This is a genomic window from Cobetia sp. Ld8 (assembly GCF_045066615.1).
Taxonomy (GTDB): domain Bacteria; phylum Pseudomonadota; class Gammaproteobacteria; order Pseudomonadales; family Halomonadaceae; genus Cobetia; species Cobetia amphilecti.
In genome coordinates this window covers 697284-723018 of record NZ_JBISHF010000007.1, presented here as the reverse complement: position 1 = coordinate 723018, position 25735 = coordinate 697284, and the positions used below count along the sequence as shown (strand labels likewise).

General features: G+C 64.0%; 23 protein-coding genes. 3 read left to right on the top strand and 20 right to left on the bottom strand.

Annotated elements, in window-relative coordinates; genetic code table 11:
• Positions 1–8: 8 nt before the first annotated feature.
• The 10 genes from flgK to flgB all read right to left on the bottom strand — a co-directional run bounded on the left by flgK (position 9) and on the right by flgB (position 9946).
• Positions 9–1640, bottom strand: a complete 1632-nt coding sequence (gene flgK / locus ACJJV2_RS07905) for a flagellar hook-associated protein FlgK (protein ID WP_405279746.1) — start codon at positions 1638–1640, stop codon at positions 9–11.
• A 158-nt stretch (positions 1641–1798) separates the two neighbouring features.
• Positions 1799–3244: a flagellar assembly peptidoglycan hydrolase FlgJ gene (gene flgJ / locus ACJJV2_RS07900; protein WP_405279742.1), complete on the bottom strand. Its 1446-nt coding sequence runs from the start codon at positions 3242–3244 to the stop codon at positions 1799–1801.
• Positions 3244–4383, bottom strand: a complete 1140-nt coding sequence (locus ACJJV2_RS07895) for a flagellar basal body P-ring protein FlgI (RefSeq protein WP_373456576.1) — start codon at positions 4381–4383, stop codon at positions 3244–3246. The genes flgJ and ACJJV2_RS07895 overlap by 1 nt, the downstream gene beginning before the upstream one ends.
• A gap of 104 nt (positions 4384–4487) precedes the next feature.
• Positions 4488–5138: a flagellar basal body L-ring protein FlgH gene (locus ACJJV2_RS07890; protein ID WP_342357192.1), complete on the bottom strand. Its 651-nt coding sequence runs from the start codon at positions 5136–5138 to the stop codon at positions 4488–4490.
• A gap of 148 nt (positions 5139–5286) precedes the next feature.
• Complete coding sequence (gene flgG / locus ACJJV2_RS07885) at positions 5287–6069, bottom strand: flagellar basal-body rod protein FlgG (RefSeq protein ID WP_054556613.1); 783 nt, start codon at positions 6067–6069, stop codon at positions 5287–5289.
• Positions 6070–6095: 26 nt separating this feature from the next.
• Positions 6096–6863 carry a flagellar basal body rod protein FlgF gene (locus ACJJV2_RS07880; RefSeq protein ID WP_405279737.1) on the bottom strand — a complete coding sequence of 256 codons (768 nt, stop codon included), beginning with the start codon at positions 6861–6863 and terminating at the stop codon, positions 6096–6098.
• Positions 6864–6938: 75 nt separating this feature from the next.
• Positions 6939–8198 (bottom strand): flagellar hook protein FlgE, encoded by a 1260-nt coding sequence (flgE, locus tag ACJJV2_RS07875; protein ID WP_192838841.1) that lies wholly within the window; start codon positions 8196–8198, stop codon positions 6939–6941.
• 132 nt (positions 8199–8330) lie between these two features.
• The gene (locus tag ACJJV2_RS07870) at positions 8331–9020 is read right to left on the bottom strand and encodes a flagellar hook assembly protein FlgD (RefSeq protein WP_405279734.1); all 690 of its coding nucleotides are present in this window, start codon (positions 9018–9020) and stop codon (positions 8331–8333) included.
• Positions 9021–9074: 54 nt separating this feature from the next.
• On the bottom strand, positions 9075–9551 hold the full coding sequence (gene flgC, locus ACJJV2_RS07865; protein ID WP_054556609.1) for a flagellar basal body rod protein FlgC: 477 nt from the start codon (positions 9549–9551) through the stop codon (positions 9075–9077).
• Positions 9551–9946 (bottom strand): flagellar basal body rod protein FlgB, encoded by a 396-nt coding sequence (gene flgB / locus ACJJV2_RS07860; RefSeq protein ID WP_318833290.1) that lies wholly within the window; start codon positions 9944–9946, stop codon positions 9551–9553. The genes flgC and flgB overlap by 1 nt, the downstream gene beginning before the upstream one ends.
• Before the next feature lie 311 nt (positions 9947–10257).
• Between flgB and flgA the strand changes: the two genes are divergently transcribed.
• The 3 genes from flgA (at position 10258) to ACJJV2_RS07845 (ending at position 12219) form a co-directional block, all read left to right on the top strand.
• The gene (flgA, locus tag ACJJV2_RS07855) at positions 10258–11160 is read left to right on the top strand and encodes a flagellar basal body P-ring formation chaperone FlgA (protein ID WP_405279730.1); all 903 of its coding nucleotides are present in this window, start codon (positions 10258–10260) and stop codon (positions 11158–11160) included.
• A 310-nt stretch (positions 11161–11470) separates the two neighbouring features.
• Entirely contained in the window at positions 11471–11749 is a 279-nt protein-coding gene (flgM, locus tag ACJJV2_RS07850) for a flagellar biosynthesis anti-sigma factor FlgM (RefSeq protein WP_405279727.1), read from the top strand.
• The gene (locus ACJJV2_RS07845; RefSeq protein WP_405279724.1) at positions 11746–12219 is read left to right on the top strand and encodes a flagella synthesis protein FlgN; all 474 of its coding nucleotides are present in this window, start codon (positions 11746–11748) and stop codon (positions 12217–12219) included. Before flgM ends, ACJJV2_RS07845 begins: the two co-directional genes overlap by 4 nt.
• 216 nt (positions 12220–12435) lie before the next feature.
• Here ACJJV2_RS07845 and ACJJV2_RS07840 read toward each other — a convergent pair whose 3' ends face one another.
• From ACJJV2_RS07840 to cheA, 10 genes are all read right to left on the bottom strand, one after another.
• Positions 12436–12864 (bottom strand): flagellar protein FlhE, encoded by a 429-nt coding sequence (locus ACJJV2_RS07840; protein WP_405279721.1) that lies wholly within the window; start codon positions 12862–12864, stop codon positions 12436–12438.
• Positions 12865–13108: 244 nt separating this feature from the next.
• Entirely contained in the window at positions 13109–15205 is a 2097-nt protein-coding gene (gene flhA, locus ACJJV2_RS07835; protein WP_405279718.1) for a flagellar biosynthesis protein FlhA, read from the bottom strand.
• A gap of 91 nt (positions 15206–15296) precedes the next feature.
• The gene (gene flhB / locus ACJJV2_RS07830) at positions 15297–16640 is read right to left on the bottom strand and encodes a flagellar biosynthesis protein FlhB (protein WP_405279715.1); all 1344 of its coding nucleotides are present in this window, start codon (positions 16638–16640) and stop codon (positions 15297–15299) included.
• Positions 16641–16889: 249 nt separating this feature from the next.
• Complete coding sequence (gene cheZ, locus ACJJV2_RS07825) at positions 16890–17648, bottom strand: protein phosphatase CheZ (RefSeq protein WP_405280721.1); 759 nt, start codon at positions 17646–17648, stop codon at positions 16890–16892.
• 137 nt (positions 17649–17785) lie between these two features.
• A complete protein-coding gene (cheY, locus tag ACJJV2_RS07820; protein ID WP_131432094.1) occupies positions 17786–18175 on the bottom strand; it encodes a chemotaxis response regulator CheY in 390 nt (129 codons plus the stop codon).
• 167 nt (positions 18176–18342) lie between these two features.
• Complete coding sequence (locus ACJJV2_RS07815; protein ID WP_405279711.1) at positions 18343–19596, bottom strand: chemotaxis response regulator protein-glutamate methylesterase; 1254 nt, start codon at positions 19594–19596, stop codon at positions 18343–18345.
• 176 nt (positions 19597–19772) lie between these two features.
• On the bottom strand, positions 19773–20618 hold the full coding sequence (locus ACJJV2_RS07810) for a CheR family methyltransferase (RefSeq protein ID WP_405279709.1): 846 nt from the start codon (positions 20616–20618) through the stop codon (positions 19773–19775).
• A 71-nt stretch (positions 20619–20689) separates the two neighbouring features.
• Positions 20690–22486, bottom strand: coding sequence for a methyl-accepting chemotaxis protein (locus tag ACJJV2_RS07805; protein ID WP_405279706.1), 1797 nt, complete (start codon positions 22484–22486; stop codon positions 20690–20692).
• Between the two features lie 281 nt (positions 22487–22767).
• Positions 22768–23307, bottom strand: a complete 540-nt coding sequence (locus ACJJV2_RS07800; RefSeq protein WP_176503356.1) for a chemotaxis protein CheW — start codon at positions 23305–23307, stop codon at positions 22768–22770.
• Positions 23308–23382: 75 nt separating this feature from the next.
• The gene (gene cheA / locus ACJJV2_RS07795) at positions 23383–25704 is read right to left on the bottom strand and encodes a chemotaxis protein CheA (protein WP_405279702.1); all 2322 of its coding nucleotides are present in this window, start codon (positions 25702–25704) and stop codon (positions 23383–23385) included.
• Positions 25705–25735: the final 31 nt, after the last annotated feature.

Here is a 25735-nt window from a genome sequence, read left to right as displayed (position 1 = left end):
CGGCCTCGTTAGCGGATGTTCAGAATGGTATCCAGCACCGTCGACGCGGTCTGGATGACCTGGGCGTTGGCCTGGTAATACTGCTGATAACGGATCAGGTCCGCGGCTTCTTCATCCAGATTGACCCCAGAGATCGACTGGTCTGCCGCCGACAGCTGCTCGGTCAGGCCCTGCTGAGCCTCCAGGTTGACCTGCACCTGGCGGGTCTGGTTGCCGACCTGGCTGACCAGCGACGCGTAGTAATCATTGAAGCTGCCGGCGCTGCCCAGGGCGTCGCTGCTCTGCAGTGACTGCAGGGCGAGAATGTTGCGGTTGTCGAGGCTGGCATCGCTTGAGCCCGCCGCGATCTCGGCGCCCTCGTCGATCGCGACCCCGAAGGTATCGGCGATATTGCGCGTCGGCTGGATGGTGAAGCTGTCACCGTCCGCCATGCCGGTGGCGGTGAACACCAGGCCATCCTGGCGCATCACGCCTTCACTGTCCGGAGTCAGGGTCTGCACGGCGCCGCTGCTGAGGTTTTCCAACTGATAGGTGCCGCCGTCAAGACTCAGGCGGTAGTCATCGCCGGTCAGCGCGACACTGTAGAAGTCGTCACCTTCCTGCTGGGTGGCGGGGGCGAATGTCACCTCAAGGTCCGCTCCGGCGGCATTGCCGCTGGCCGGCAGCACTTCCGGATCGCCGAGAGTGAAGAAGTCGCCCCCCGCGTTGCCATTGGCGTCGACACCGTCGGCGTGCTGGGCATTGAAGGTCAACGCCAGACCCGCGGCCAACTGGCCGAGCTGATTCTGGGTCGGCTCGAGGCTGTCGGCGCGGAAGCTCAACAGCCCGCCCAGGGTGCCGCCTTCGAGCTGCCCCTCATCGATGGCGCTGGTGACGCCCGGCGCCACGCTGTAGGTGACCACCGAACGGCTCATGTCCTGCGGGTCTGGCTCCACGGCCAGTTCGTAATTGCTGCTGCCGTTGACCAGCAGCTGGCCATTGCCGAGGCTGACGCTCAGCCGACCATCCTGCTCCTGCACCTCGACGCCGACCAGCGTCTGCAGGTCGGTCACCGCCTGATCGCGCTGATCCAGCAGGCCTAGCGGCTCTTCGCCGGTACGCGCACGCGTCAGGGAAATCTGCTCGTTGAGCGAGGCGATCTGGCTGGTGGCAGTGTTGATGTCACCGACCACATCGCCGAGCTGTGAATTGACCGCAGCGTCCATGTCATCCAGATAGGCGGAGAAGGCATTGAACTGCCCGGCCAGGCTCTCGGCGCTGCCCAGCAGGCTCTCGCGCGCCGCCGGATCACTCGGCTGACTGGCCACGCCTTCGATGGCGCCGAAGAACTCCTGCATCAACGGCGCCAGGCCCGCCTCGTCATCGGCGAGCAGATTGTCGATCTGACTGATGTTGGCTTCGTGGGTCTCAAGCGCCGTGCTGGCGCTCATGGCGCTGTCCAGCTGCGCAGCGAGATAGCTGTCAGTCTGGCGGCTGATCGACGCCACGCTGACACCGCCACCACTGCTGCCACTCAGTTCGACCGTTTCACGGCTATAGCCCGGCGTGTAGACGTTGGCGATGTTGTTGCTGTTGGTGGCAAGCGCCGTCTGGGCGGCTTGCAGACCACTGACACCGATACTCAACATGCTGCTGGCCATGGCGTTTACCTGAAAGGAACAATGGGAAAAGGGAGAAGATGAATGACGCCACACCGGCGTACGGATGCTGTGATTATCGGCGCGCCAGACGCCAACTTGAGACCCTAGGCAGCAATAGTTGCCAGCAATTCATCAACAGTGAATCGTCATCAGCGGCTCTAGCGGATCAGCGGCTCTGAACGGCCCATCGCCAACTGGATGGCCCCTGATGCATTACTTTGACTGCCAGCACCGATCTCTTTATTCGTCGCAGACACCGCATCCGTCGCAGCCGCCATCTGGAGCAGCGGCTGAGCATCGCGCGCATCGAGGGCAAACAGCGGCGCAGAAGCCTCAAGCAGCCCGCGCGGGGAGCTTGAGTTGGCGGTTGCGACAGGCGCTGACGCAGGCACGGCATCGCGTGACGCCAGGCGGGTCTCCGCTGTCTCGAGCGGCCCGCTGGCCTCCAGCGGGCCAACCCGACTCATGATCGAGATCAGCTTGTCGGCATAGTGCGGGTCAGTGGCGTAGCCCGCCTCCTGCAAGGCGCGCGCTGCACTCTCGGCGTCCGGAGACTGCGTCACGTGGGCATAACGCTGGGCGCCGGTCAGCAGCGCGGCATGATCGCGCAGCGCACTGGCCTGATCGGGATAGACGCGGAAGCTGTCTTCGAGACGCATGCGACGCCCATCGCGGTATTCGGTGGTCAGCACCGTGGTGCTGTCGCCCTGCCAGCTGCTGCCGGCCTTGATGCCGAACAGGTTATGGCTGTCGGTGCCGGCCTCGGTGTGAATGCGACGCTGACCCCAACCCGTCTCCAGCGCGGCCTGCGCCAGAATCAATTCTGCGGGCAGCCCGCTTTCACGACTGGCCGCCTGAGCGGCGGGGCCAAATTCCGCCACGAAGCGCTGCACATTCTCGGGCTGACGGCGTTGTTGCTCGCTGAGCACTGCCATGTCGGTCTCTTTCACGGGGCTGACGGTGTCAGACACGTCATCCTTGCCTGTCGTCGCCATCGGCAACTCGGCATAGACGCCTCGCGCCGTGTCGCCGGGCGCCAGCGTATCGAGCATCGCCATGAAGCCAGTAACCTCGTCTGCAGCGCGTGTCTCCACCGCCGCCTGCCAATCACCTTCGCGAGCCGCGCCCCCCTCCGGGGTCAGACCCACCGCCGACAACCAGCCACCGGCACCCTGTTCAGCGACCGACTTCCCATCGGCTGCTGCGCTGGGGGAGATTGCCGCAGAAGGCGTCGCGCTGCTGTCAGTGCTCATCTTCGTGTCAGTGCCCGTCGCCGTGCTGGAGGACAACTGCTGAATCAGGATCTTCGACAGGCCGATACCGTCACCGACACTGGCCAGTTGCTGGGAGAGCTGCTGGTCCAGCATCGAGGTCATCATCTCTTGCTGCTGGGAGCCGGTCAGCGCTGAGTTCTCGGTCGCCGAGCGCATCTGCTTGAGCATCATGTTGAGCATCAAGGCCTCGAATTGGCGCGCACTCTCTTCCAGCGCCTCCTGCTGACGCTCGCCGCCACTGCTGGCCGCCCCCTTGAGGCTCGCCAGACCCTGGGTGTCGAAGGCCAGACGACCGGCATCCACGTTGGCACCGCTACCAAGCACACTCATCAGATCACCTCGAGATCAGCACGCAGCGCACCGGCTGCCTTGAGCGCTTCCAGAATCGAGACCAGGTCCTGCGGCGTGGCGCCCAGCGCATTCAGGCCATCGACGACCTCCTGCAGGCTGGCAGTCCCCTCGACCATGCGCAGCGCACCGCCCTGCTGGTTCACGCTGATATCGGGGTCATTGACCACTGCCGTCTGCCCCTGGGACAGCGGCGCAGGCTGACTGATCACCGGATTGGCGTCGATCACCACCGACAGGTTGCCGTGGGTGACCGCAGCGCGCGCCAGGCGCACTTCGGAGTTCATCACCACCGAGCCGGTCCGGGCATTGACCACCACACGCGCACGCGGCACGCCCAGGGCGACTTCGATGTTCTCGAGTCTGGCGATGAACCCGACACGCTGACTGAGATCACGCGGTGCCTGCACCACGATATCGCGGCTGCTGAGCGGCGAGGCCAGCGAGCCGCCGAAGTTGCGATTGATGGCACTGGCGACGTTCTGGGCATGATTGAAATCGCCCTCGAACAGATCGAGATGGATCACGCCATTCTCATCCCCGAGACGCGTCGGCACACCGCGCTCCACCGTCGCGCCACTGGGAATGCGCCCGGCCGTGAGCTGGTTGACCTGCACGCTGGAACCGCCGGCCGAGGCACCGGCGCCACCGATGATCAGATTGCCCTGCGCCAGTGCGTAGACCTGGCCATCCACGCCCTTGAGCGGCGTCATCAACAAGGTGCCACCGCGCAGACTCTTGGCATTGCCCAGCGACGACACCACGACATCGATGGGCTGACCGGAGCTTGCGAAGGCCGGCAAGCTGGCAGTGACCATGACCGCCGCCACGTTCTTGAGCTGCATGTTGGTGCCCGACGGCACCGTCACGCCCAGCTGGGAGAGCATGTTGGTCAGGCTCTGGCCGGTGAACGGCGCCTGGGTGGTCTGGTCCCCACTGCCATCCAGCCCCACCACCAGGCCGTAGCCGACCAGCGGGTTGTCGCGCACGCCGCGCACCTGGGCGAGGTCCTTGATGCGATCGGCCTGCGCCGACTGCAACGTCAAGGTCAGGCAGCTCACCAGCATCAGGCAGGCGGCCAGCGCAGCGCGCCAGCGGGGATAAGGGAGCATCTCAGGCATCGGATAGCGACTCATGATGGGACAGCGTGGTGAGAGATCTGGACGAAGCATTCAAAACAGGGCAATCCTCTGCAGAACAAGCCGCGGCAATCGTCATGCCAGACTCAGAACGGCGCCAGATTGAGGAAAAAGCGCTGCATCCAGCCCATGTTCTGCGCCTCGTTGATATAGCCATCACCGACATATTCGATGCGTGCACTGGCCACCTGGGTGGATTGCACCGTATTGGCCGAGGAAATCGTGCGCGGATTGACCACTCCGGAGAAGCGAATCGACTCGGTGCCCTGATTGATCGCGATGCGCTTCTCACCGCGCACCTCCAGATTGCCGTTCGGCTGCACTTGACTGACCGTCACGGTGATGGTGCCGGTGAAACTGTTGTTGGCATTCGAGCCACCGCTGCCGGTGAAGTCATTCTCGCCCTCGATATCGGCATCGGTTCCATCCAGCAGCCCCGTCATGAAATCGGGGATGGCGGTCAGCGAGAAACCGAGGCTGCCGTCGCGGCTGGCATTGCTGGCCGAGCTCTTGCTGGCGCTGACATTCTCGTCGAGCAGGATGGTGATGATGTCGCCGATGGCACGCGGGCGGCGATCCTCGAACAGCGGCTGGTTGCCATACAGCGGCTGGAAGATGGCGCCATTGGCCATCGGTTCCGGGCGCGGCTGCATCGTCGATTCCATTGGCGTGGTATCGACTAGCGGCTCGCTGGGGATATGGGCACACCCGGCGCCTACCAGCGTCATGGTCAGCATCGCCAATCCAGCCAGCGCGCGGCGCAGGCGACGCCAGCCAGGCAACGCCAATCCAGGCATCGCCAAGCCAATCTGGCGTGGGCAAACAGCTGACAGGGATGGCAGTGCCACCACCAAGAGATCACGCGAAAGCGACATGCGACAACCCTTACATCTGGACCAGACGCTCCAGCATCTGATCGGTGGTGGTCACGGCCTTGGAATTGATCTCGTAGGCACGCTGGTTCTGGATCATGCCCACCATCTCTTCCACCACGTTGACGTTGGAGGTCTCGACAAAGCCCTGATAGAGAGTGCCCGCACCATTGAAGCCCGGCACGTTGTCACTGCGCGGCCCGGAGGCGTCGGTCTCGGAATACAGATTCTCGCCACGACTGAACAGGCCCGTCGGGTTGATGAAGGTGGACAGCTGCAGCTGACCGACCTCAGTGCTGTTGGTGGAGCCGGGCTGGGTGACACTGACCACGCCATCGGAGGCGATATCGACACTCAGGGCATTGGCCGGAATGACGATCGCCGGGTCCAGCGGGTAGCCACTGGCGGTGACCATCTGGCCGGTGCTGTCGAGCTGGAAGGAGCCATCGCGGGTATAGGCATTGGTGCCATCCGGCAGCATCACCGCGAAGAAGCCCTGACCATTGATCGCGACATCCTTGGAGTTCTCGGTCTGCTCCAGATTGCCCTGGATGTGCAGACGCTCGGTGGCCACGGTGCGCACCCCGGTGCCCACCTGCAGCCCCGAGGGCAGCTCGGTGGTGGCAGAGGAGGCAGCGCCGGGCTGGCGCATGTTCTGGTAGAGCAGATCTTCAAACACCGCACGCGACTGCTTGAAACCATTGGTCGAGACGTTGGCCAGGTTGTTGGCCGTGACGTCCATCTGCATCTGCTGAGCTTCAAGGCCGCTCTTGGCTGTCCATAGGGCACGAATCATCAGGGGGCTCCGCCGTGATTACGGGGTCAGTCGGTACCAAGCAGGCTGTTGCCACGCTCGGCCATGCGCTCTGCCGTATCGATGCTCTTCATCTGCATCTCGAAACTGCGCGCGTTGTTGATCATGGCGACCATCGCGTCGGTCGCCGAGACGTTGCTGCTCTCCAGGGCGCCGGAGACGACCCGCACCAGCGGGTCGGCAGCCAGCGGTGGCGCGGCCTCTCCCGCCGCAGTCGGCGGCTGACGGAAATAGCCGTCCTCGCCGCGCACAAGCGCCGGACTGCCGGGAATGGCCTCGGGATTGACCAGCTTGAGCTGGGCCTGCAGCACCATGGTGTCAGGCGCATCCGCCGCCGAGCGCGCACTCACGCTGCCATCGGCGGAGATATGCACGATGGCGTTGAGCGGCAGTTCGATCGGCCCACCATCGCCCATTACCGGCAAGCCGCCGGAGGTCAGGACGCCATCGGCATCGATCTGCAGCGCGCCGTTGCGGGTGTAGAGTTCCTCGCCATTCGCGCCCTGCACGGCCAGCATGCCGGGGCCGTCCAGCGCGACATCCAGCGAGCGATCCGTGGTCTGGATCGTGCCCTGGGCCATCGAGGCTCCCGCGGTGGTCAGCTGACTGGAGACGCGTGTCGCCAGCCCTTCGCCCTGCACATCCACCGCCCGCGACAGCGTCAGCATCTCGCGAAAGCCGGTGGTCGTGAGGTTGGCCAGGTTATGACTGGCGACATCCTGAGCCGCCAGGCTGCGCTGGGCGCCGCTCATGGCGGTGTAGAGCATTCTGTCCATCAGCCGACTCCGATCTGGTCAGATAACGCGCGCAGCGCTGGCGCTGTCAGGCGACATGGCATCAGTCAGCCCGGATCAACGCAGGTTGATCACGGTCTGCTGGACTTCGTCCTGCACCGAGATGGTCTGGGCATTCGACTGGTAATTGCGCTGGGCGATGATCAGATCGACCAGCTCGGTGGTCAGGTCGACGTTGGAGGCTTCCACCGCACCCGAGACCACATCACCGAACACCCCCTCACCCGGCACGCCGACCAGCGGCTCACCGGATTCCGCGGTCGCCAGCCAGCTGTTGTCGCCATTGGGCTTGAGGCCCTGGTCGTTGGCGAAGTTGGCCAGCGCGATGGTGCCCAGCGTCTGGGTCAGTTCATTGGAGTAGCTGCCGATCACCCGCCCGTCTCCGTCGATGGAGATGCCCACCAGGCTGCCCGAGGTGTAGCCGTTCTGGGATAGCGAGGTGACCTCGTAGTCGTTGGCGTACTGGGTGCTGCCCGTCAGGTCGATGCTGAAGTTCATGTCTTCGGCACCGTTCGCGAGGGTGTAGGTCATGGCGGTCTGGGTGTAGTCGCTGTTCAGCTGGCCATTGGTACCGAAGCTGATCTGCTCCACCTGGACATCGAAATCCACCGTCGGGGTGATGCCGGCATTCACATCCGACTGGTATTCGGCCGACTTGCCGGCGAAGTCCATCACATGCTGAACATCCCAGGTATTGCTGCCGGTCTTGGTATAGAACGACGTCACGACATGCTCGCTGCCCAGGCTGTCATAGACGGTCATCGACGACGCATAGTCATAGCTGGTCGGATCCATCGGATCGAAGGTCGTGGTGGTCGGCTCGGCTTCGGAATCCAGATTGATGGATATCTGCGCGCCATAGATGCTGTTGGCAAGATTGTCCTGGGTCGCACTGGCCGCCAGGGGCGCGGTCGGCACCTGCAGCACGACGGGCTCGCCAGTGACCCGCTCGCCGGCATAACCCGTCAGCTGGGCACCCTGCGTATTGACGATATAGCCATCGGCATCGACATTGAGCTGGCCATTGCGCGAATACACCACCTGACCGGTGCTGTCGGCAAAGCGCAGGAAGCCTTCGCCGGAAATCGCGATATCGAGATCACGCCCGGTGGTTTCCAGCGAACCGGTCGAGAAGTCCTGGGAGATGGAGGCAACCTGGACCCCGATACCCGCCGCCTGGGAACTGGCATAAAGATCCGCGAACTGGGTCTCGGAGGACTTGAAGCCTACCGTTTCCGAGTTGGCGATGTTGTTGCCGATCACATCCAGATTGGTTGCCGCCGCACTCAAACCGCTCAATGCCTGTGAAAACGCCATGGTCTGTCCCTTTGATCGCGATGAAGATGAAAGCCCGAGACCTGTCAGCGAGCTCGGGGGCGGCCAAACGGCCTGAAACTGGTGGCCCGTCCGGCGGGCTCGCTGGCGCTATCCCGGCGCCATGGGCTCAGCTCAAAGCACCTGACGCACGGCGTCCAGACTGACGACACCCAACACCGGCCCCAAGTCCAGCTGAGCACCGCTGTCGGTCTGATTGACGCCACTGACCACGCCATAACTCAGCGTCTGCAGGTCGTCATAGCTCTCGCCTGCCCGCTCGGCCGTCACGGCCAGCTGGTAGGAGCCATCGGCGGCTTCAGTGCCATCATCCAGCAAACCGTCCCAGACGAAGCCATGAATACCCGCCTCCAATGCGCCCAACTCGAAGGTCTTGACCACACTGCCATCCGCGCCCAGCACCTCGACGGTGGCATTGTCGACATCGTCGGCCAGCTCAAGGCCGAAGGGTGTCGAAGTCGCGTTGCCCACCAGCACCGCATTGCCGCCGACCAGCACGCCCTGATCGAGCAGACTGGCCGCCTGCAGCGCTTCACTGCTGGAAATCTGCGCCGTGATGCCCTCAAGGGTGGTGTTGAGTTCTTCGATACCACTGACGGTGCTGATCTGGGCCAGCTGCGCGGTCAGGTCGGAATTCGACACCGGGTCCATCGGGTCCTGGTTCTGCATCTGCGCCACCAGCAGGGTCATGAACTGATCATTGAGCTCCTCGGTACTGCTCACCGACTGCGTGCTGTCGATGACACCGGAGGTCGTGGTGGTCTGGTTGATGCTGTTGAGCACACTGGTGTCTAGCGTCGCCATGCGGTTACCCGAAATCAGAAGAAGCGGTCAGAAGGCCAAAGCCCTGAGCGAGGGTCATTCCCCCAGCGTCAGTGTCTTGCGCAGCAGGGACTTGGAGGTATTGAAGACCTCGACATTGGCCTCGTAGGACTTGGAAGCCGCGATCATGTCGACCATCTCGGCGACCGGATCGACATTGGAGAAGGTCACATAGCCCTGCTCGTCCGCGAGGGGATGATCGGGGCGATACTCCTGCCGCGCCGGGGCATCGCTCAGCTCCACCGAGCTGACCCTGACACCCCCAAGGCCTGCACTGCGTGACGCCATCTGTGTCGCCAGACCGCCACCGGCCAGGTTGGCCGTCGCCAGCGAGGCATTGGCCTGACGCGCGAGGGGCGCGTACTCGAACACCACCTGACGCGCCTGATAGGGCTTGCCATCCGGGCCCGCCACACTGTCGGCGTTGGCCATGTTGCTGGCCACGGCATTGATGCGCTGCGACTGGGCCGCCATCGCGGAACCCGCGACGTTGAAGATGCTGAACGCTGCCATCAACTGTTCTCCGATTGCATGGCCAGACGCAGGCCCTGGATCTTGCCGGTCAGAAGCTCAAGGCTGGCCTCGTAATGCAGACTGTTGTCCGCGAAATTGACCCGCTCTACATCCATGTCGACGGTATTGCCATCCAGACTCGGCTGTGTCGGCACGCGATAGAGCAGGTCTGCGCCCAGCGACAGCCCCGCCCCGCTGGCAGCCTGGTGGCCGGCCTGGGTCGTGTTCAGCGCAAGCGGCCCCGGCGCGGCATTGCCCGCCGTCGCCTTGGCCAGGGTGGCGGAGAAGTCGATATCGCGTGCCAGATAGCCCGGCGTGTCGGCATTGGCGATATTGGTGGCCAGCACCTGCTGACGCTCGGCGCGAAGGCCCAGCGCCTGCTGGTGAAAGCTCATGAGGGAATCAAGTCGATCAAACATGGAAGTGCCCCACTGTCGGCACCTCGCCCTGATGTGAGCGAGGGAACATCCATCGATCAGCTCACGCGTAGGGGAGCATGACGGAAAGCAGGACTGAGAATAGTCAGCCAGCGCCAGGATGAAGGTAAGAACAAGCCACTTTATCGCGGCTATTTCTGGCCATGCCGGTGTCGGGGGCGGCTTACAATCTCTCGCGGCACTGATCCAGCGCCCTGAACCTTGTGCCCTGAACCAGGGGCGCTTGACCCCGCCTTCCGCCCCGGACGCCACTCGCGATGAGAGACAGCATGCCGAAAATCAGCGTAGCGAAAGGCCTGTCTGTGGCTAGAGGACTGGCGACGATAAAAGGCCTGTGGCGCACCATCGCCAGCACCGGGCTATTGGTCCTGCTGCCCGCGGGGGCCGCTGTGCATGCCAACACCTCAGACACGATCGGCTCTACCATTCAGCTGTCTGCCGCCCAGGCATCAGCATCAGCAACAACCTCATCAATAGCCTCAACAACAGCGCCTTCAGTCAAAGACGCGCAGACACGCGCCGTCGAGGCCCTGCGCTGGCAATTGAGCGACTTCTTCACCGCCGAGGACAGCGGCTCCGTCAGAGTGCGCATGCCCGGTGAGCCGCCACTGCGCGCGCCCAGCGAGGCCTCAGTACAACTCGAGCTGCGTCGCCTGCCCGCCCGCCTGAAAGATTGCTCGGCACCCCAACTGAGCCTCAATGCCGCGCGCAGTGACCGCCATACACCGGGTCTCAAACGCCTGCAGCTGCTGTGCGCCAACGGCCAGCAACATATCGTCAGCGTTCGCATGGAACGCTTCGCCTGGCGCCTGAGCACGCCACAGCCGCTTGCGAGCGGCACCCCGCTGGCACCCGCGAGATTGACGCCGGTACTGACGCCACTGGGCAAGTTGCGTGGCAATGGTTTCGAGAGCGCCGCGGCACTGTCAGGCTTCGAGGTACGCCGCCGCCTGCGCGCCGGCGAAGTCATCACCCGCAACAGCGTGCGCGCCATCCCGCTGGTAAACTTCGGCGATACCGTGACCTATCAGGTCAGCGGCACAGGCTTCAGCATGCAGCGCAGTGCGCGGGCACTGGAGGCAGGGGCGCTCGATGAGCGCATCCGCATCGAACTCGCCCCGGGCGACTGGGTGCGCGCCCGCGTCATCGGGCCGCGGCGGGTAGCGCCATGATGACTTCAGTTGAGTTGAGCCGAGCTGAACCGCGCCGGACCAACCCGAGTCATCCTGTTGACTGCGCACGCCCAGCCACGACACGCTGACGCACCGGAACGAGACGCTGACGTTCAAAGGCCGAAATGCTTGATACTGACAAGCCGCCACCCGCACCAGATACCTCATTCCTGAGGGACCATATTGCCTGTGTGGGGTAAAGCTTGTGCCGGCATGGCCGATAGTCGATTCAAGCGCGCAGATGACGCACGCAACCCATCCATGACAGGCTCATCGTCGAGCCCGGCCCGACGGCCAGAGAGGACAGTCAATGAAGATTGAACATGGCGGCCCGATACAGCGCAGCGACACTCAAGCCCCGCGCGAACTGCGTCCCGAGACGGCCAAGGACACCACCGCCACCACGACGGCGGCCTCCACGGCCGACTCCACCCAGGTCGAGCTTTCCAGCAGCGCGATCGATGCAGGCCAGGACATCGACCAGGCGCGCGTCGACAGCCTCAAGCAGGCCATCGCAGATGGCAGCATCAAGATCGATGTCGACCGCATCGCACAAGGGCTGATCGATGCCTTCGAAGGTGACGCATGACACTCGATGACGCCTCGACAGCCTTGCTGGGCGAGATCTTTTCCGGCCTCGAGCAGGAGCTGAATGACTTCATCGCCCTGCTCGAGGAAGAACAGCGCCTGCTGGGCCAACGACTACCGAGCGCGGCAGACCTTGAGGCCTCGCGCGAAGCCAAGCTGGCCAACGCCGCCCGCCTGGAAGCGCTGGAGAGCCGCCGGCGCAGCTGGCTGAGCAGCGCCGGGCTCACCAATGACCCACTGGAACTGCATACGGTGCTCGCCAGCCAGCCGGTATTGGCCACCCAGTGGTGGCATCTGGTGACGCTGACGCGCCGCGCCCAGGCACGCAATCGCTTGAATGGTGAGCTGATCGGTCAGCGCATGGCACTGCACAGCAAGATTCTCGACAGCCTGCATCAACGTGCGCCCGGCCATTACGCCGCCGATGGACGGCCTGCGGCGGGGGCCTCACGACTGAACGTCTCGGCCTGAATGTCCCGGCCTGAATGTCCCGGCTTGAATATCTCAGGCGTGAGACCCGCGGGCTGCACATCCCGACTGCAACGCCGCCCCTGCTGCCCCAGAAACACGCGAGGCCCGGCATTCTGCCGAGCCTCCAGACACTGCTGCTGCACGCCACTCACTAGCCAATCAACCAGCGATCGTCAGTCATTCAAAGCCAGCCCCTTTCGCTGACAACGCCGCCAGTCACGCGCCTTCCAGACTCTCGACGTCGATCACCAGCTGGATGTCATCCAGATGTGCCGCCGGCTTGAGTACACCACGCCCATTGCGATAGACCTTCAGCGAGAATGGCGCCGTCGCCAGCTCCCGGGTGGGCAGGGTCAACTTGCCACGCCTTGCCGCAAGCATGGCGCAGCGCTCTTCCAGGCAGAGCATGACCTGCCACTCCCCCGGCGCACTCGTGAGCGAATAGCGCCAATGAATCGCGGTGACGCGCGTCCTGTCAGGCGCCATCAGCCCTGAAGCACGCACGGCATCTGCCACTGCCAGAGGGCGCATATACCAATGCCCCCGCTGAGCGATGGTCAGCGATTCGACGGACATCATCACCGCCGCACTGGCGGCCTGTGCCGGCGCGGCCAGCGTCGCGGCCCACAGCGCTGCTGCTGTCATCAAGGCCGCTATCGGTGCCGTCCTGCTTCCAGGCTTCGCACTCAGCTTCGCTCTCGACACCACTCCCGCCCAGGCCTTCCTGCACCCTGTCGCCACTCGCCTTCTTCTCTGCACTGCTGACTCCTTCAGATCCGTCTTGCTGCAGACGCTCGACACACCCCTTGTCGACGCCTTCCCTGTCGCACTTCTCTGCCTTTGCGGCATGTTGTTGTCTTGCTCGGTGGTGAGTCGCGCTACCCCGTCGTCACGCCGCACGACCCCCGATCATCTGCGTGACCCGTAGCTCGCGGTCATCGGGGATTTCTGCCTGGGACAGCACCGCCAGACTCTTGAAGCGACGACGCAGGAAGCGGCCCACCAAGGGTCGCAGCGCATGCCCGACCACCAGCACGCTGGGCTCGCCATTGGCGTCCTGCGCGGCGACGGCATTCTCGGCATGCTGCATCAAGGTATCGGCAAGGCCGGGCTCCAGCGCATTGCCACTGCTCAAGGCCTGCATCAGCACCTGCTCGAGCTGCGCCTCCAGACCAATCACGCGCAAGACGCGCTCGGCCCCGAACCAGTACTGGGTAATGGCACGCCCGAGGGCGACGCGCACCATGGCAGTCAGGTCGTTGGGGTCCTTGCTGTGCGGGGCATGTTCCGCAAGTGCCTCGAGGATGGTACGCATGTCGCGAATCGAGACTTCCTCATCCAGCAGGTTGTGCAGGATGCGCTGCAGGGTGCCCTGACTGATCAAGGCCGGCACCACCTCCTCCACCAGGCCACCATCCTGCGGGCCCAGCTTCTCGAGCAGCTTGCTGACCTCACTGCGCCCGAGCAGCTGATCGGCATGGCGGGTCATCAGATGATTGAGGTGGGTCGTGATCACGGTCGGGGTGTCGACCACCGTGTAGCCATAGACCTGGGCTTGCTCGCGGGTTTCCGGCTCGATCCAGGTGGCGGCCAGGCCGAAGGCCGGCTCAGTGGTGGCCACGCCCGGCAGCTTGCCGGAGACCTTACCCGGATTGATCGCCAGCCAGCGGCCCGGATAGGCCTCGCCCCGCCCGACCTCGGCACCTTTCAGGCTGATGACATACTGATTGGGCCCAAGCTCGAGGTTGTCGCGGATATGCACCACCGGCGGCAGGAACCCGATCTCCTGGGCGTACTTGCGACGCACCCCCTTGATGCGCGCCAGCAACTCTCCGCCCTGACGCATGTCGACCATCGCGATCAGGCGATGACCGACCTCCATCGCCAGCGGCTCCACCAGTCGCACGTCATCCCAGCTGGCCTCGCTGACCTCCTGCACGGCCGCTGCAGGCGCGGGCGCCACCTCTTCCTTCGCCTCGCTGCTGACCTCCTTCTCGCGCTGGGAGGCCCACCCCCCCAGCCCCGCCAGCAGCAAGGTGAAGAGAATGAAGACCATGTTGGGCATGCCCGGCACCAGACCCAGCAGCCCCATCACGCCAGCCGCCAACCACAGCACCTGCGAGCTCTTGAACAGCTGGCCGATCATCTGCTGACCGACGTCTTCATTGGTGTTGACCCGCGACACCATCACACCCGCGGCAGTCGAGATGACCAGCGACGGAATCTGGGCCACCAGGCCATCGCCGATGGTCAGCAACGTATAGGTGCGCGCCGCATCGGACATGCTCAGGTCGTGCTGCCCGACCCCGATGATCAGCCCGCCGATGATATTGACCACCATGATCACCAGCCCCGCCACCGCATCGCCGCGCACGAACTTGCTGGCACCGTCCATCGAGCCGAAGAAATCAGATTCCTGCGACACTTCCCGGCGGCGCTCGCGCGCCTGGTCTTCGCCGATCAGGCCGGCGTTGAGGTCGGCATCGATCGCCATCTGCTTGCCGGGCATGGCGTCCAGCGTGAAGCGTGCGCCGACCTCGGCGATACGCCCGGCACCCTTGGTGATGACCATGAAGTTGATGATGACCAGAATCGAGAACACCACCAGACCGACGGCGAAGTTGCCGCCGACCAGAAACTGACCGAAGGCCTCGATGACCTTGCCGGCCGAGTCACCGCCGTTGTGACCTTCCAGCAGCACCACCCGCGTCGAGGCGACATTGAGCGACAGGCGCAGCAAGGTCGAGAACAGCAGCACCGCGGGGAAGGCCGAGAAATCCAGCGGCTTCTGCGCAAACATGCTGACCATCAGGATCATGATCGACAGCGCGATATTGAAGGTGAACAGCAGATCGAGGATGAAGGGCGCCAGCGGCAACACCATCATCGACAGGATCATCATGATCAGCAGCGGCCCGGCCAGCACCTTCAGCTGGCTGGAGGTGTTGAGCCCCACGCGGTCAAACAGTGTCAGCAAGGTATTCATGCAAGCGGCTCATCGATCGTGAAGGGCGTTGCGCGTGCGGCGCAGCGGCCCGGGCTTGGGGAGCACAAATGGCGGTCATCAACTGCGGTCATCAACTTCCGACACGAGAATCCGTCGTCGCATCACCGTCCGGCCCGGGCTTGGCGCTGGGCTGGAACACCGCCCCGGCATCGGCGTCATCAGAGGATGTCGTGTCAGAGGGCGGTGCGCCTGAGGCTAACGCGTCAGCTTCGGCTGTCGACTCCCCGCCATCACGCTCGGTGCCTGGCGGACCAGCCTCCTCAGCCGTCCCTTGCGCCTCCTCGGGCACCTGATACTCATCGGGAACGGACAGATCTGCCGGCAGACTCGGGCGCAGGCCACCCTGCTGGCGCGCCCGCTTGAGTCGCATCGCCCAGGCCAGCACCTCGGCGATCACCTGATAGAGCGCAATGGGAATTTCCTGCTCGAGATCGACATGGGTGTGCAGGGCACGCGCCAGGGGCGGCGCACTCAGCATCGGCACCCCGTTCGCCTCGCCCACTTCACGAATGCGCAGTGCCACCTCATCACGCCCCTTGGCCACCACCCGCGGTGCGCGCATGTCGCCCTCGTGATAGACCAGCGCCACCGAGTAGTGCGTCGGGTTGTTGACGATGACATCGGCCGTGGGTACGGCGCTCATCATGCGCGCACGCGCCATGGCCTGCTGCTGCTGACGGATGCGCGCCTTGATCTGCGGGTCGCCATCCGTCTCCTTGTGCTCGCGCTTGATCTCCTCGAGGCTCATGCGCAGCTTCTTGGCGTGACTCCACAGCTGATACGGCACATCCATCAGCGTCGGCACGATCAGCATCAATATCGCCAGCGCCGTGCAGCGCGCCACGATCGCCAGCGCATCCGCCATGGCGTTGCCCAGCGGCATCATCATCAGCGCCATCAATTCCTGGCGCTGGGCATGCAGATACATCACCACCACGCCACCGACCAGTATCGACTTGGCGATGGTCTTGAGCAGCTCGGCCAGCGCCTGGGAGGACACCATCCGGCCCAGCCCCTTGATGGGATTGAGCTTGCCCAGCGACGGCGCCAGCGACTTGGTGGAGAACATCCAGCCGCCCAGCAGCACCGGGCCGACCAGCGCCAGCACCATCAGCAGGGCGAACAACGGCAACAGTGCCAGCAAGGCCTCCTGGCCCAGCATCAAGGCGTTGGCAAGCATCACGCGACTGTCGAGTGCCTGAGCGCGATCAAAGCCGAACGAGGCGCCCAGCACTCGCTCCAGGGTGTCGCCAAGCGGCCCAGCCAACAGCCACAGGCCTGCCGCACCTCCGCCCAGCAACAGAAAGGTCGCCAGCTCCCGCGAACGGGGCACCTGCCCTTCCTCGCGGGCCTTCTGTATTCGGTGGGGCGTGGCGTCTTCTGTCTTGTCGTCGCTGCTCTGCTCGTCAGCCACCGGCTACTCCGCTTGCCTGGGATCGCATCTACCTAAACTGCCGAGGAGCATGACGCACGCTCACACTGGCGCGCACGGCGAACGCATCATGCCGAGAATGGGTCTTATTGTGCCAAGCACGGCGGGGATCAAAGCGCGGAATAGCGCCCAAAAACGCCCTTGCCCGCCACGCAGGGCGTGATGGGCAAGGGCATGAAGGACGAGAGTATTAAGAACAAGGACCAGCAGGTGCCACTGCCGGGAAGGCGGCTAGAAACCGAGGCTATCCAGCAGGTCATCGACCTCATCCTGACTGGCGACCACCCCCGGTGCATCGGCTCGCACCTGGGGGCCATTGAGCAAGGCGCCAGACTGGGCGTCCCCGGCGCCGGGGGTTGCCTGCTCATCCAGCACCGAGGCTGAAAGTTCTGCTGCCGAAAGCCCCGCAGCGGCCGCCGGGGTGGCGGCCTGCCCGGAAGACGCCAGCGCCGAACGTGCATGGCCCTCCGGGACATTGTCGAGCAGCAACTGCAACAGCTGCATCTCGATCTGCTGGATGACATCCATCATGCGCTTGATCACCTGACCGGTAAGGTCCTGGAAATCCTGCGCCATCATGATCTCGAGCAATTCGCTGTTGGTGGCGCTGGTCTGATCAGGCACCACGGCCAGATAGGCACGCGTGTCGATCACCAATTCACGCGCCTGATCCAGGGCCACCGGCTCGGCAAACCAGGCATCCCAGCGCCCGCTGAGCGACTTCGCCTCATTGGCCAGGGCATCCTGCAGCGGCTGGGCCCGCTCACAGGCGTTGAGGGCACGATCTGCCGCCTGCTCCGTCTTGCTGGCCACATAATTGAGGCGATCACGAGCATCGGGGATCGCCTCGGCAGCACGTTCGATCTCGCGATCCAGCCCCAGCTCACGCATGTTGTCGCGCAGCATGCGCGTCAGCTGGCCGATACGCCGAATCAGGTCTTCGCTGCTATCCCCCGTTCTGGCGAGGTTGGCTGCCCCATCGCGCGCCATCACACCAGGATCAGCGCCCGAGGATGACTGGGGTTCAGATGATGATTCCAGATGACTCATGACACCCTCCTTGATGTGACCAACTACGCGGCCAGCGCGGCCCGACCAACGTGGCGCGGACAACGTGGCCCGATGGCTCAGAGGCCGTGTTTCTCGAAGACCTTGCCCAGCTTCTCTTCCAGCACCGCCGCCGTGAAGGGCTTGACCACATAGCCACTGGCACCGGCCTGAGCGGCGGCAATGATGTTTTCCTTCTTGGCCTCAGCGGTGACCATCAGTACCGGCAACGTGGCCGTGGCGGGATTGGCACGCACGCGCCTGAGCATCTCGAGCCCATCGAGGTTGGGCATGTTCCAGTCGGAGATCACCAGCTCGAAACTGCCTTGATTCAGGAATTCCAGGGCCTGTTGCCCATCTTCGGCTTCCTCCACATTGGTGAAGCCGAGCTCCTTGAGCAGGTTGCGCACGATCCGACGCATGGTGGGAAAGTCGTCGACGACGAGGATTCGCAGGTTCTTGTCGGCCATCAGCGGTCGGGCTCTCTTCCAGAATCACATGAGGGAACGGCTGAAAATTCCAGCCTTGTTAGGGGATTATCGGCCACGAGCCGGCAGACTTTACCCTCTGCGCCCATCTTCTCCTTGCCGACAACTCACACCCACTTAACCTCCACGCCCAGGCAGATCGAAGCGGTCTAGACGCGTTGCGAACGCCCGGCCAGCTGTACCAGGTGGAGCAGTTGCCCACTGATGCGACTCAACGGCAACACGCTTTGTGCGGCCCCGAGCTCGACGGCTTCCCGCGGCATGCCGTAGACCACGCAGCTTTGCTCGTCCTGGGCGATGGTGTGGGCGCCGGCTTCGCGCATCTGCCACAACCCCCGCGCGCCGTCGCGACCCATGCCGGTGAGGATCACGCCCACGGCGTTGCGACCGGCCACCCGCGCCACGGAATCGAACAGTACATCCACCGATGGGCGGTGACGATTGACCGGCGGACGCTGATCGAGGGTGACCACATAGTTGGCCCCGCTGCGCGACAGCGTCAGGTGGGCGTCGCCAGGCGCGATATAGGCGTGCCCGGGCAGGATGCGCTCACCGTGCGCAGCTTCCTTGACGGCGATACGACACAACCCATTGAGTCGCTCGGCGAACGAGCGCGTGAAGCCCGGCGGCATGTGCTGAGTCACCAGGATGGCAGGCGCATCCGCCGGTAACGACTGCAACACCGCGCGTATCGCCTCGGTCCCGCCGGTCGAGGCCCCCACCGCGATCAGCTTCTCGCTCGACAGCAATGGCCGGCGGCTGGCAGCAGCGGTCGCAGGCGGGCTGACCGTGCCCTGACTGACCGAAGTGGCGACTGAAGTGGCGACCGAAGCGGCGACTGAAGTGGCGACCGAAGCGGCGACCGAAGCGGCGACTGACCTGTCTGCCAGACTGGATGGATAAGGATGGGACTGAGCCGGATTGGACAGGGTCGGATTGGACAGAACCGAGCCGGCCTGTACACCGCCAGCAGATGGCGACGTCACGGCGCGACCCGCAGGCCGCACACGCGCCCGCGCGGCGGCGCGAATCTTGTCGGCAATCGTCTCGGCATACTCGAGCATGCCGCCACGTATTCCCAGGCGCGGCTTGGAGACGAAATCCACCGCGCCCAGCTCCAGCGCGCGTAGCGTGATTTCCCCGCCGCGCTCGGTCAGCGAAGACACCATCACCACCGGCATCGGTCGCAGGCGCATCAGGCGCTCGAGGAAGTCCAGCCCATCCATGCGCGGCATTTCCACATCCAGCGTCAGCACATCCGGCTCGTGACGCTTGATCAGGTCTCGCGCGACCAGCGGGTCCGGCGCGGTGGCCACGACCTGCATGTCAGGCTGGGCATTGATGATCTCGGCCATCAACTCACGGATCAGCGCGGAGTCATCGACACACAGCACACGGATCATGCGCCCCGCCCCGGCCTGGAACGTGCCTGCGCCAGCAGCTGCACTTGAGTTCGAATCTGACCTTGAACCAGCATTTGAGCTTGAGACCGAGCATGACGATGAAGCGGGGGTAGGCATCCAGACACTCCTGGAGAGTGGGTAAGAGAAAGGGAATCATCACCAGCCATCACGACCCATCACGCGCCCTCCGTCCGGCGGCGAGACAGGGTATAGACCGTCTGGCCACGCAGCGTGAAGGCATCATTGAGCCATGAGAAATTCTCGGAATGACCAGCAAACAGCAGTCCATCTGGCTTGAGCATCAGTGCGAAGCGGTCCAGCAGACGTGACTGGGTCTGCTTGTCGAAGTAGATCATCACGTTGCGACAGAAGATCACGTCAAAGCCGCTACCGAGGTCCCAGTGGCTGTCCAGCAGATTCAGGTGGCGAAAGCGCACCAGCTGCTTGATCTCCGGGCGTACCCTCACCTGCCCCTGGCGACTGCCGCTGCCACGCAGCATGAAGCGCTTGCAGCGTTGCTCACCCAGTTTGGCGATGCGCTCGAAGGGGTAGATGCCGAGTTCGGCTTCCCGCAGCGCGTCCGTGTCGATATCGGTGGCGATCAGCTCGACCTGATTCGCCGCGGCCCCCAACACCTCGCGCAGTACCATCGCGATGGAATAGGGCTCCTCCCCGGTCGAGGCGGCCGCACACCAGATACGCAGTGGCGCCCGCTGACCCGTCGCCTGGCGCTGGAGGCGCTCGCGCAGGAAGTTCTCGAGCATGACGAAGTGATGGGGCTCGCGAAAGAACGCGGTCAGATTGGTGGTCAGCGCATTGATGAAGGCAGGCCACTCGTCGTGATCACTGCGACTCAGGCTGGCCTCCAGCATGGTCAGATAGTCATGGAAACGCGTCAGACCATGCACTCTGAGCCGGCGCGACAGACGGCTGTAGACCATCTCACGCTTGTGACGCGCCAGCACGATGCCGGCGCGCTGATAGATGAGGCGCGCGATGCGCTCGAAGTCGTCATCGGTCATCACCAGGTCCCGCCCGAGGGCATGGGAGGCCGGTGACGGGGCTGACCAGACGGGTGGCGGCGTGAGATCTGTCACCGTCGCGGGCCCTGTGAGCCACCAGGCACCTGCGCTCGAGTCGCGGCCTGAGCGTGCACAGAAGAAGACTGCTCGGCTGATGCGTCCCCCGGCAGGCGTGCGGGAATCTGCTCCGGCCCTTCGCCGCCAAAGCGGAAGACGTTGACCGCATGCGACAGCCCCGCGACCGAACGCTCGAGATCCTGCGCCAAGTGAGCGCTGCTCATCACACGCTGGGCGTTCTGCTGGGTGGCCTGGTCCATCTCGTTGATGGCGGTATTGATCTGCTCGATGCCGCCGCTCTGCTCACGCGAGGCCGAGGAGATCTCGGCGATCAGATCATTGACCCGCGAGATGCCGGTCACGATCGCCTCCATGGTGCCGCGCGCCGCCTCGACCTGATCCCCGCCATCACTGATCTCCCGCTGGGTGGTGTCGATCAGGGTCTTGATCTCGCGCGCCGCCTCGGCACTGCGAGAGGCCAGATTGCGCACCTCACCGGCCACCACGGCAAAGCCGCGGCCATGTTCACCGGCGCGCGCAGCCTCCACCGAGGCATTGAGGGCCAGCAGGTTGGTCTGGAAGGCGATCGAGTCGATCACCTTGATGATGTCGGCCATCTTTTCAGAGGTGGCGGTAATCCCCTGCATGCGCACCACCACCGCCTGCATCACCTCGCCACCTTCATTGGAGGAGCGCGTGGTCTGATCAGCCAGTTGCGAGACCTGGATGGCATTGTCGGCATTCTGGCGCACGGTGCCGGTCATCTGCTCCATGCTGGCCGCCGTCTCTTCCAGCGATGCCGCCTGCTGTTCGACCCGCGCCGAGAACTCCTGATTGCCGTGTGCCATGTCGCCAGCGGCAGGCCTGACCACATTGATGCCCGCATTGACCTCGCTGACGATGCCGACCAGCGACTTGCGCATGCTGTCCAGCGCTCGTACCAGGCGCGCCATCTCGTCATTGCCCGCCAGCGTCATCGACTGGGAAAGATTGCCCGCGGCGATCTGACGCGCGAAATCCAGGGTGCTGCGCAGCGGACGCACCAGGCTGCGGTAGGTACGCAGTGCCAACCACAGCGATGCCACGCCCACGCCAGCGAAGGCGGTCCACAGCCCCCACTCCAGACGCGCATGGCTCGCCTCAAGCGCTTGTTGGCGCTGCTCGAGCGTCGCCAGCTGTGCCGCGGGCAGCTCGGCGGCAAGCTGGGTCAGCACGGTACGTGTATGCGCCTGGCTATCGGCCAGCACCTGCAGCAGCTCGCTGCCCATCAAGGCTCCGGCCACCAACGGCAGTGCGGCCAGCAGCGCGATACGCGGCGCCATGCGCCACTGGGTGAGGCGCTTGAAGGCCCCCGTGAAACCAGCACGCACGATGCGACCCTTGCTCAAGCGATAGTCGCGCTTGCCCTGCTTGAGGCCCGCGTAGACCTGCTCGGCCTGGTCGATCTGCTCGCGACTGGCCTTGACGCGCACCGAGGCAAATCCCATCACCTCGCCCTGCTCGATCAGCGGCGTCACACAGGCGTCGACCCAGTAATAGTCGCCGTTCTCGCGTCGATTCTTGACCAGTCCCTGCCAGCTTTCGCCTTGCTTGAGCGTCGACCACAGATTCTCGAAGGCGGCCTCTGGCATGTCGGGGTGGCGCACCAGATTGTGCGGCGCACCGATCAAGGCATCACGCGTGAAGCCACTGACCTCGATGAAGACAGAGTTGGCGTAGGTGATGCGTCCCTTGAGATCGGTACGCGAGATCAGGTAGTCATGCTCACCAATGGGGTATTCCCTTGCCGTCACCGGCTGATTGTTTCGCATTGCCCTTGCTTAGCCTCGTACTCGTCACAGCGTGATCATCATTGACCCGGCGAGACCACTGACCGGCAGCATGACCGTCATTGCCCGGCACAGCCGCCCACGACCTTGTGGTGCACACCTTATCGGCCGCTGTCGGCAGTTCTTGAATGCAAGAGCGCCGCTGACCAGCAGGCCAGCGGCGCTCGAGGCGAAACGGGTGGAAAAGCTTGCGAGATCAGGCGAGCACACGCCGCAGGCAACATGCCGCGCATTGCGCCTGACTCATGCCGCGAGACAGCAGGTCATGCCGGCTGCGCCGCGGGCTCCATCAGCGCCATTTCATCACTGGTCATCATGTGCTCGATATCCATGATCAGCAGCATGTGATCATTGACGGTCGCCAGCCCCGCCAGGAAGTCACTGTTCATGCGCGCACCGAATTCCGGCGGCGGCAGCACCTGATCGGCCGCGAGGCTGATCACATCGGAGACGCCATCGACGACGATGCCGACCACACGCTCACCGATATTGATCACGATGACCACCGTCTGCGCGGTGTATTCGGCCTGACCCAGCTGGAACTTCAGCCGCAGATCGACGATCGGCACGATGACGCCACGCAGGTTGGTCACGCCCTTGATGAAGGCCGGTGCATTGGCGATACGCGTGACGTTCTCGTAACCGCGAATCTCCTGCACCTTGAGGATATCCACGGCGTAGTGCTCCTCGCCGAGGCTGAATACCAGGTATTCGCCGCCGTCATTGACCTTGGAGGCGTGGTCCTGCGCCAGGCCGACATTGGACGTCTGCGCCGCGGCAACTTGAGTGTGAGACATGCTCATCTCCTGTCTGTGATGGGGTGGAGCTTCGCGCCGAGGCGCAAGGGGCGAGTGTGCGGCCGGTGAACGGCCATCGCCTCAGCTGACAATGGCGTCCCGGGGCATGATGGCGCCCTGGGGCATGGCGGACTCAGTGGCGACCTCTGCCTGCCTCTGCACCGCTGGCATCTGGTTGGCGAGGCGATGCAGGTCCGAGACATCCAGAATCAGCGACACCCGCCCATCGCCCAGGATCGTCGCCGAAGAGACGCCTGGCACCTTGCGATAATTCCTTTCGAGATTCTTGACCACCACCTGCTGCTGACCGATCAGCTCATCCACCAGCAAGGCGTAGTGACGCCCCTTGCCCTGCACCACCACCACGATGCCCTGCTCCGGCTGCGTCTGGGCGCCAGGTACCGCGAACACCTCATGCAAGGCGACCAGGCTCAGGTATTCGTCCCGCACCTTCAGCAGGCGATCATTGCCGACCATGCTGAACAGCATGTCGGCCTGTGGCTGCAACGACTCCACCACCACCGACAGCGGCAGGATGTAGATTTCCTCGCCGACGCGAATGGCCATGCCCTCGAGTATCGCCAGCGTCAGCGGCAGCACGATGCGTGTGGTGGTGCCCTGTCCGGTCACGGAAGCAAGCTCCACATGCCCGCCCAGCGCCTGGATATTGCGCTTGACCACATCCATGCCGACTCCACGCCCCGAGACGTCACTGACCTGCTCGGCCGTCGAGAAGCCGGGGGCGAAGATCAGCTGCCAGACCTCGTCGTCGCTCATGCCATCGCTGACCGCCAGGCCGTTGCTGTGCGCCTTGGCCAGAATGCGGGCGCGATCGAGGCCGGCGCCGTCATCCATCACCTCGATGACGATATTGCCGCCCTGATGGCGGGCAGACAGCGTCAGGGTGCCGTGGGCGCTCTTGCCACTCGCCTCACGCTCGCTGGGCGATTCGATGCCATGATCGAGGCTGTTGCGCACCAGATGGGTCAGCGGATCGATGATGCGCTCGATCAGGCTCTTGTCCAGCTCGGTGTCATGCCCCTGGCTGACCAGCTCGACCTGCTTGCCCAGCCGCGAGGCAAGGTCGCGAATCAGGCGCGGAAACCGCGAGAACACGTAATCCATCGGCATCATGCGCACCGACATCACCGCTTCCTGCAGATCTCGTGCATTGCGCTGCAGCTGGCTGATGCCACTGACCAGCGCCGCCTGATCCGGCGGCGTGGTCGCCGATGCCGTCTGCTCCAGCATCGACTGGGTGATGATCAGCTCGCCGACCAGGTTGATGATGGTATCGACCTTGTCGACGCCGACGCGGATGGAGCCCTGCTCGGTGGGCGCATCAGTGGCGCGCCGCCCCGGCTGGCTGCGTCGCTCACCACTCGCCGGGGTAGCGGTAGATGGCCCTGCCGCGCCAGCGGGGGACGACTCTTCCATGCCAGCGGAGGACGATTCTGCCGCGCCAGCAGAGGAAAGTCGTGGCGACGAGCCTGTATCGACAGCCGCTTCCGCGGGCGCTGGCTGCATGCCAGCAAGTTCGTTTGCTGCGTCGTCAGCCATGCCGTCGGCGACGTCCTCGACCTGCTTTTCAGACAGCTCCTCAGCCAGCGCTTCAACCTGTCCATCAACTACGTCATCAACCTCCGCTGGTGGAGCGGGTGTCGCGGGCTCGATCAGAATCTGCTCCGGCTCGATGACGAAGCACATTACTGCCTCGATATCCGTAGCGCTGACCGTGGAACTCACGATGACGCGACATACCTGATCGTCACCGCTGCTGGAGATGACCTCACCGAGGTTGGCCAGCTCTTCGATCAGCAGTTCACGCTCGCGGTCGTCGACGAACATCAAAGTGACCGACAGCAACGGCACACTTGCGTCGGCGCTGGGGTGTGACTCGAGCGCAGACGGCGTGGCCATATCGCTGTCGACTGGCGCAGACGCTTCGCCTGACGGCCCTGGTGCCCCTGGGCCATCAATGTCAGATGGCACTGGTACGCTCGGGGCATCCATCACCGACGGCTCCTCGCCCAGCTGCTTGAGCACCGCAACGATATGCGCGTAGGCCTCGGGATCGGGGGACTGGGCATTGCGATAGGCCGCCAACTGGTCGTCGAGCATGTCCTTTGTCTCCAGAAAGCGATCGATATGCTGAATGCTCAACCGCAACTCGCCACGGCGGGCACGGTCCAGCAGGTTCTCGAGGTGATGGGTGGTGTCCTGCAGGACCGTGAAGCCGAAGGTCGCGGCGCCGCCCTTGATGGAATGGGCCGCACGAAAGATGGCGTTGAGCTGCTCGGCATCCGGCGCCTCGACATCCAGCGCCAGCAGCAGGCGCTCCATCTCGGCCAGCAGCTCCTGCGCCTCCTCGAAGAAGGTGTCGTAAAACTCACTGATATCCATGCATGTTCTCGCTGGCTGTCATTGCGCTATC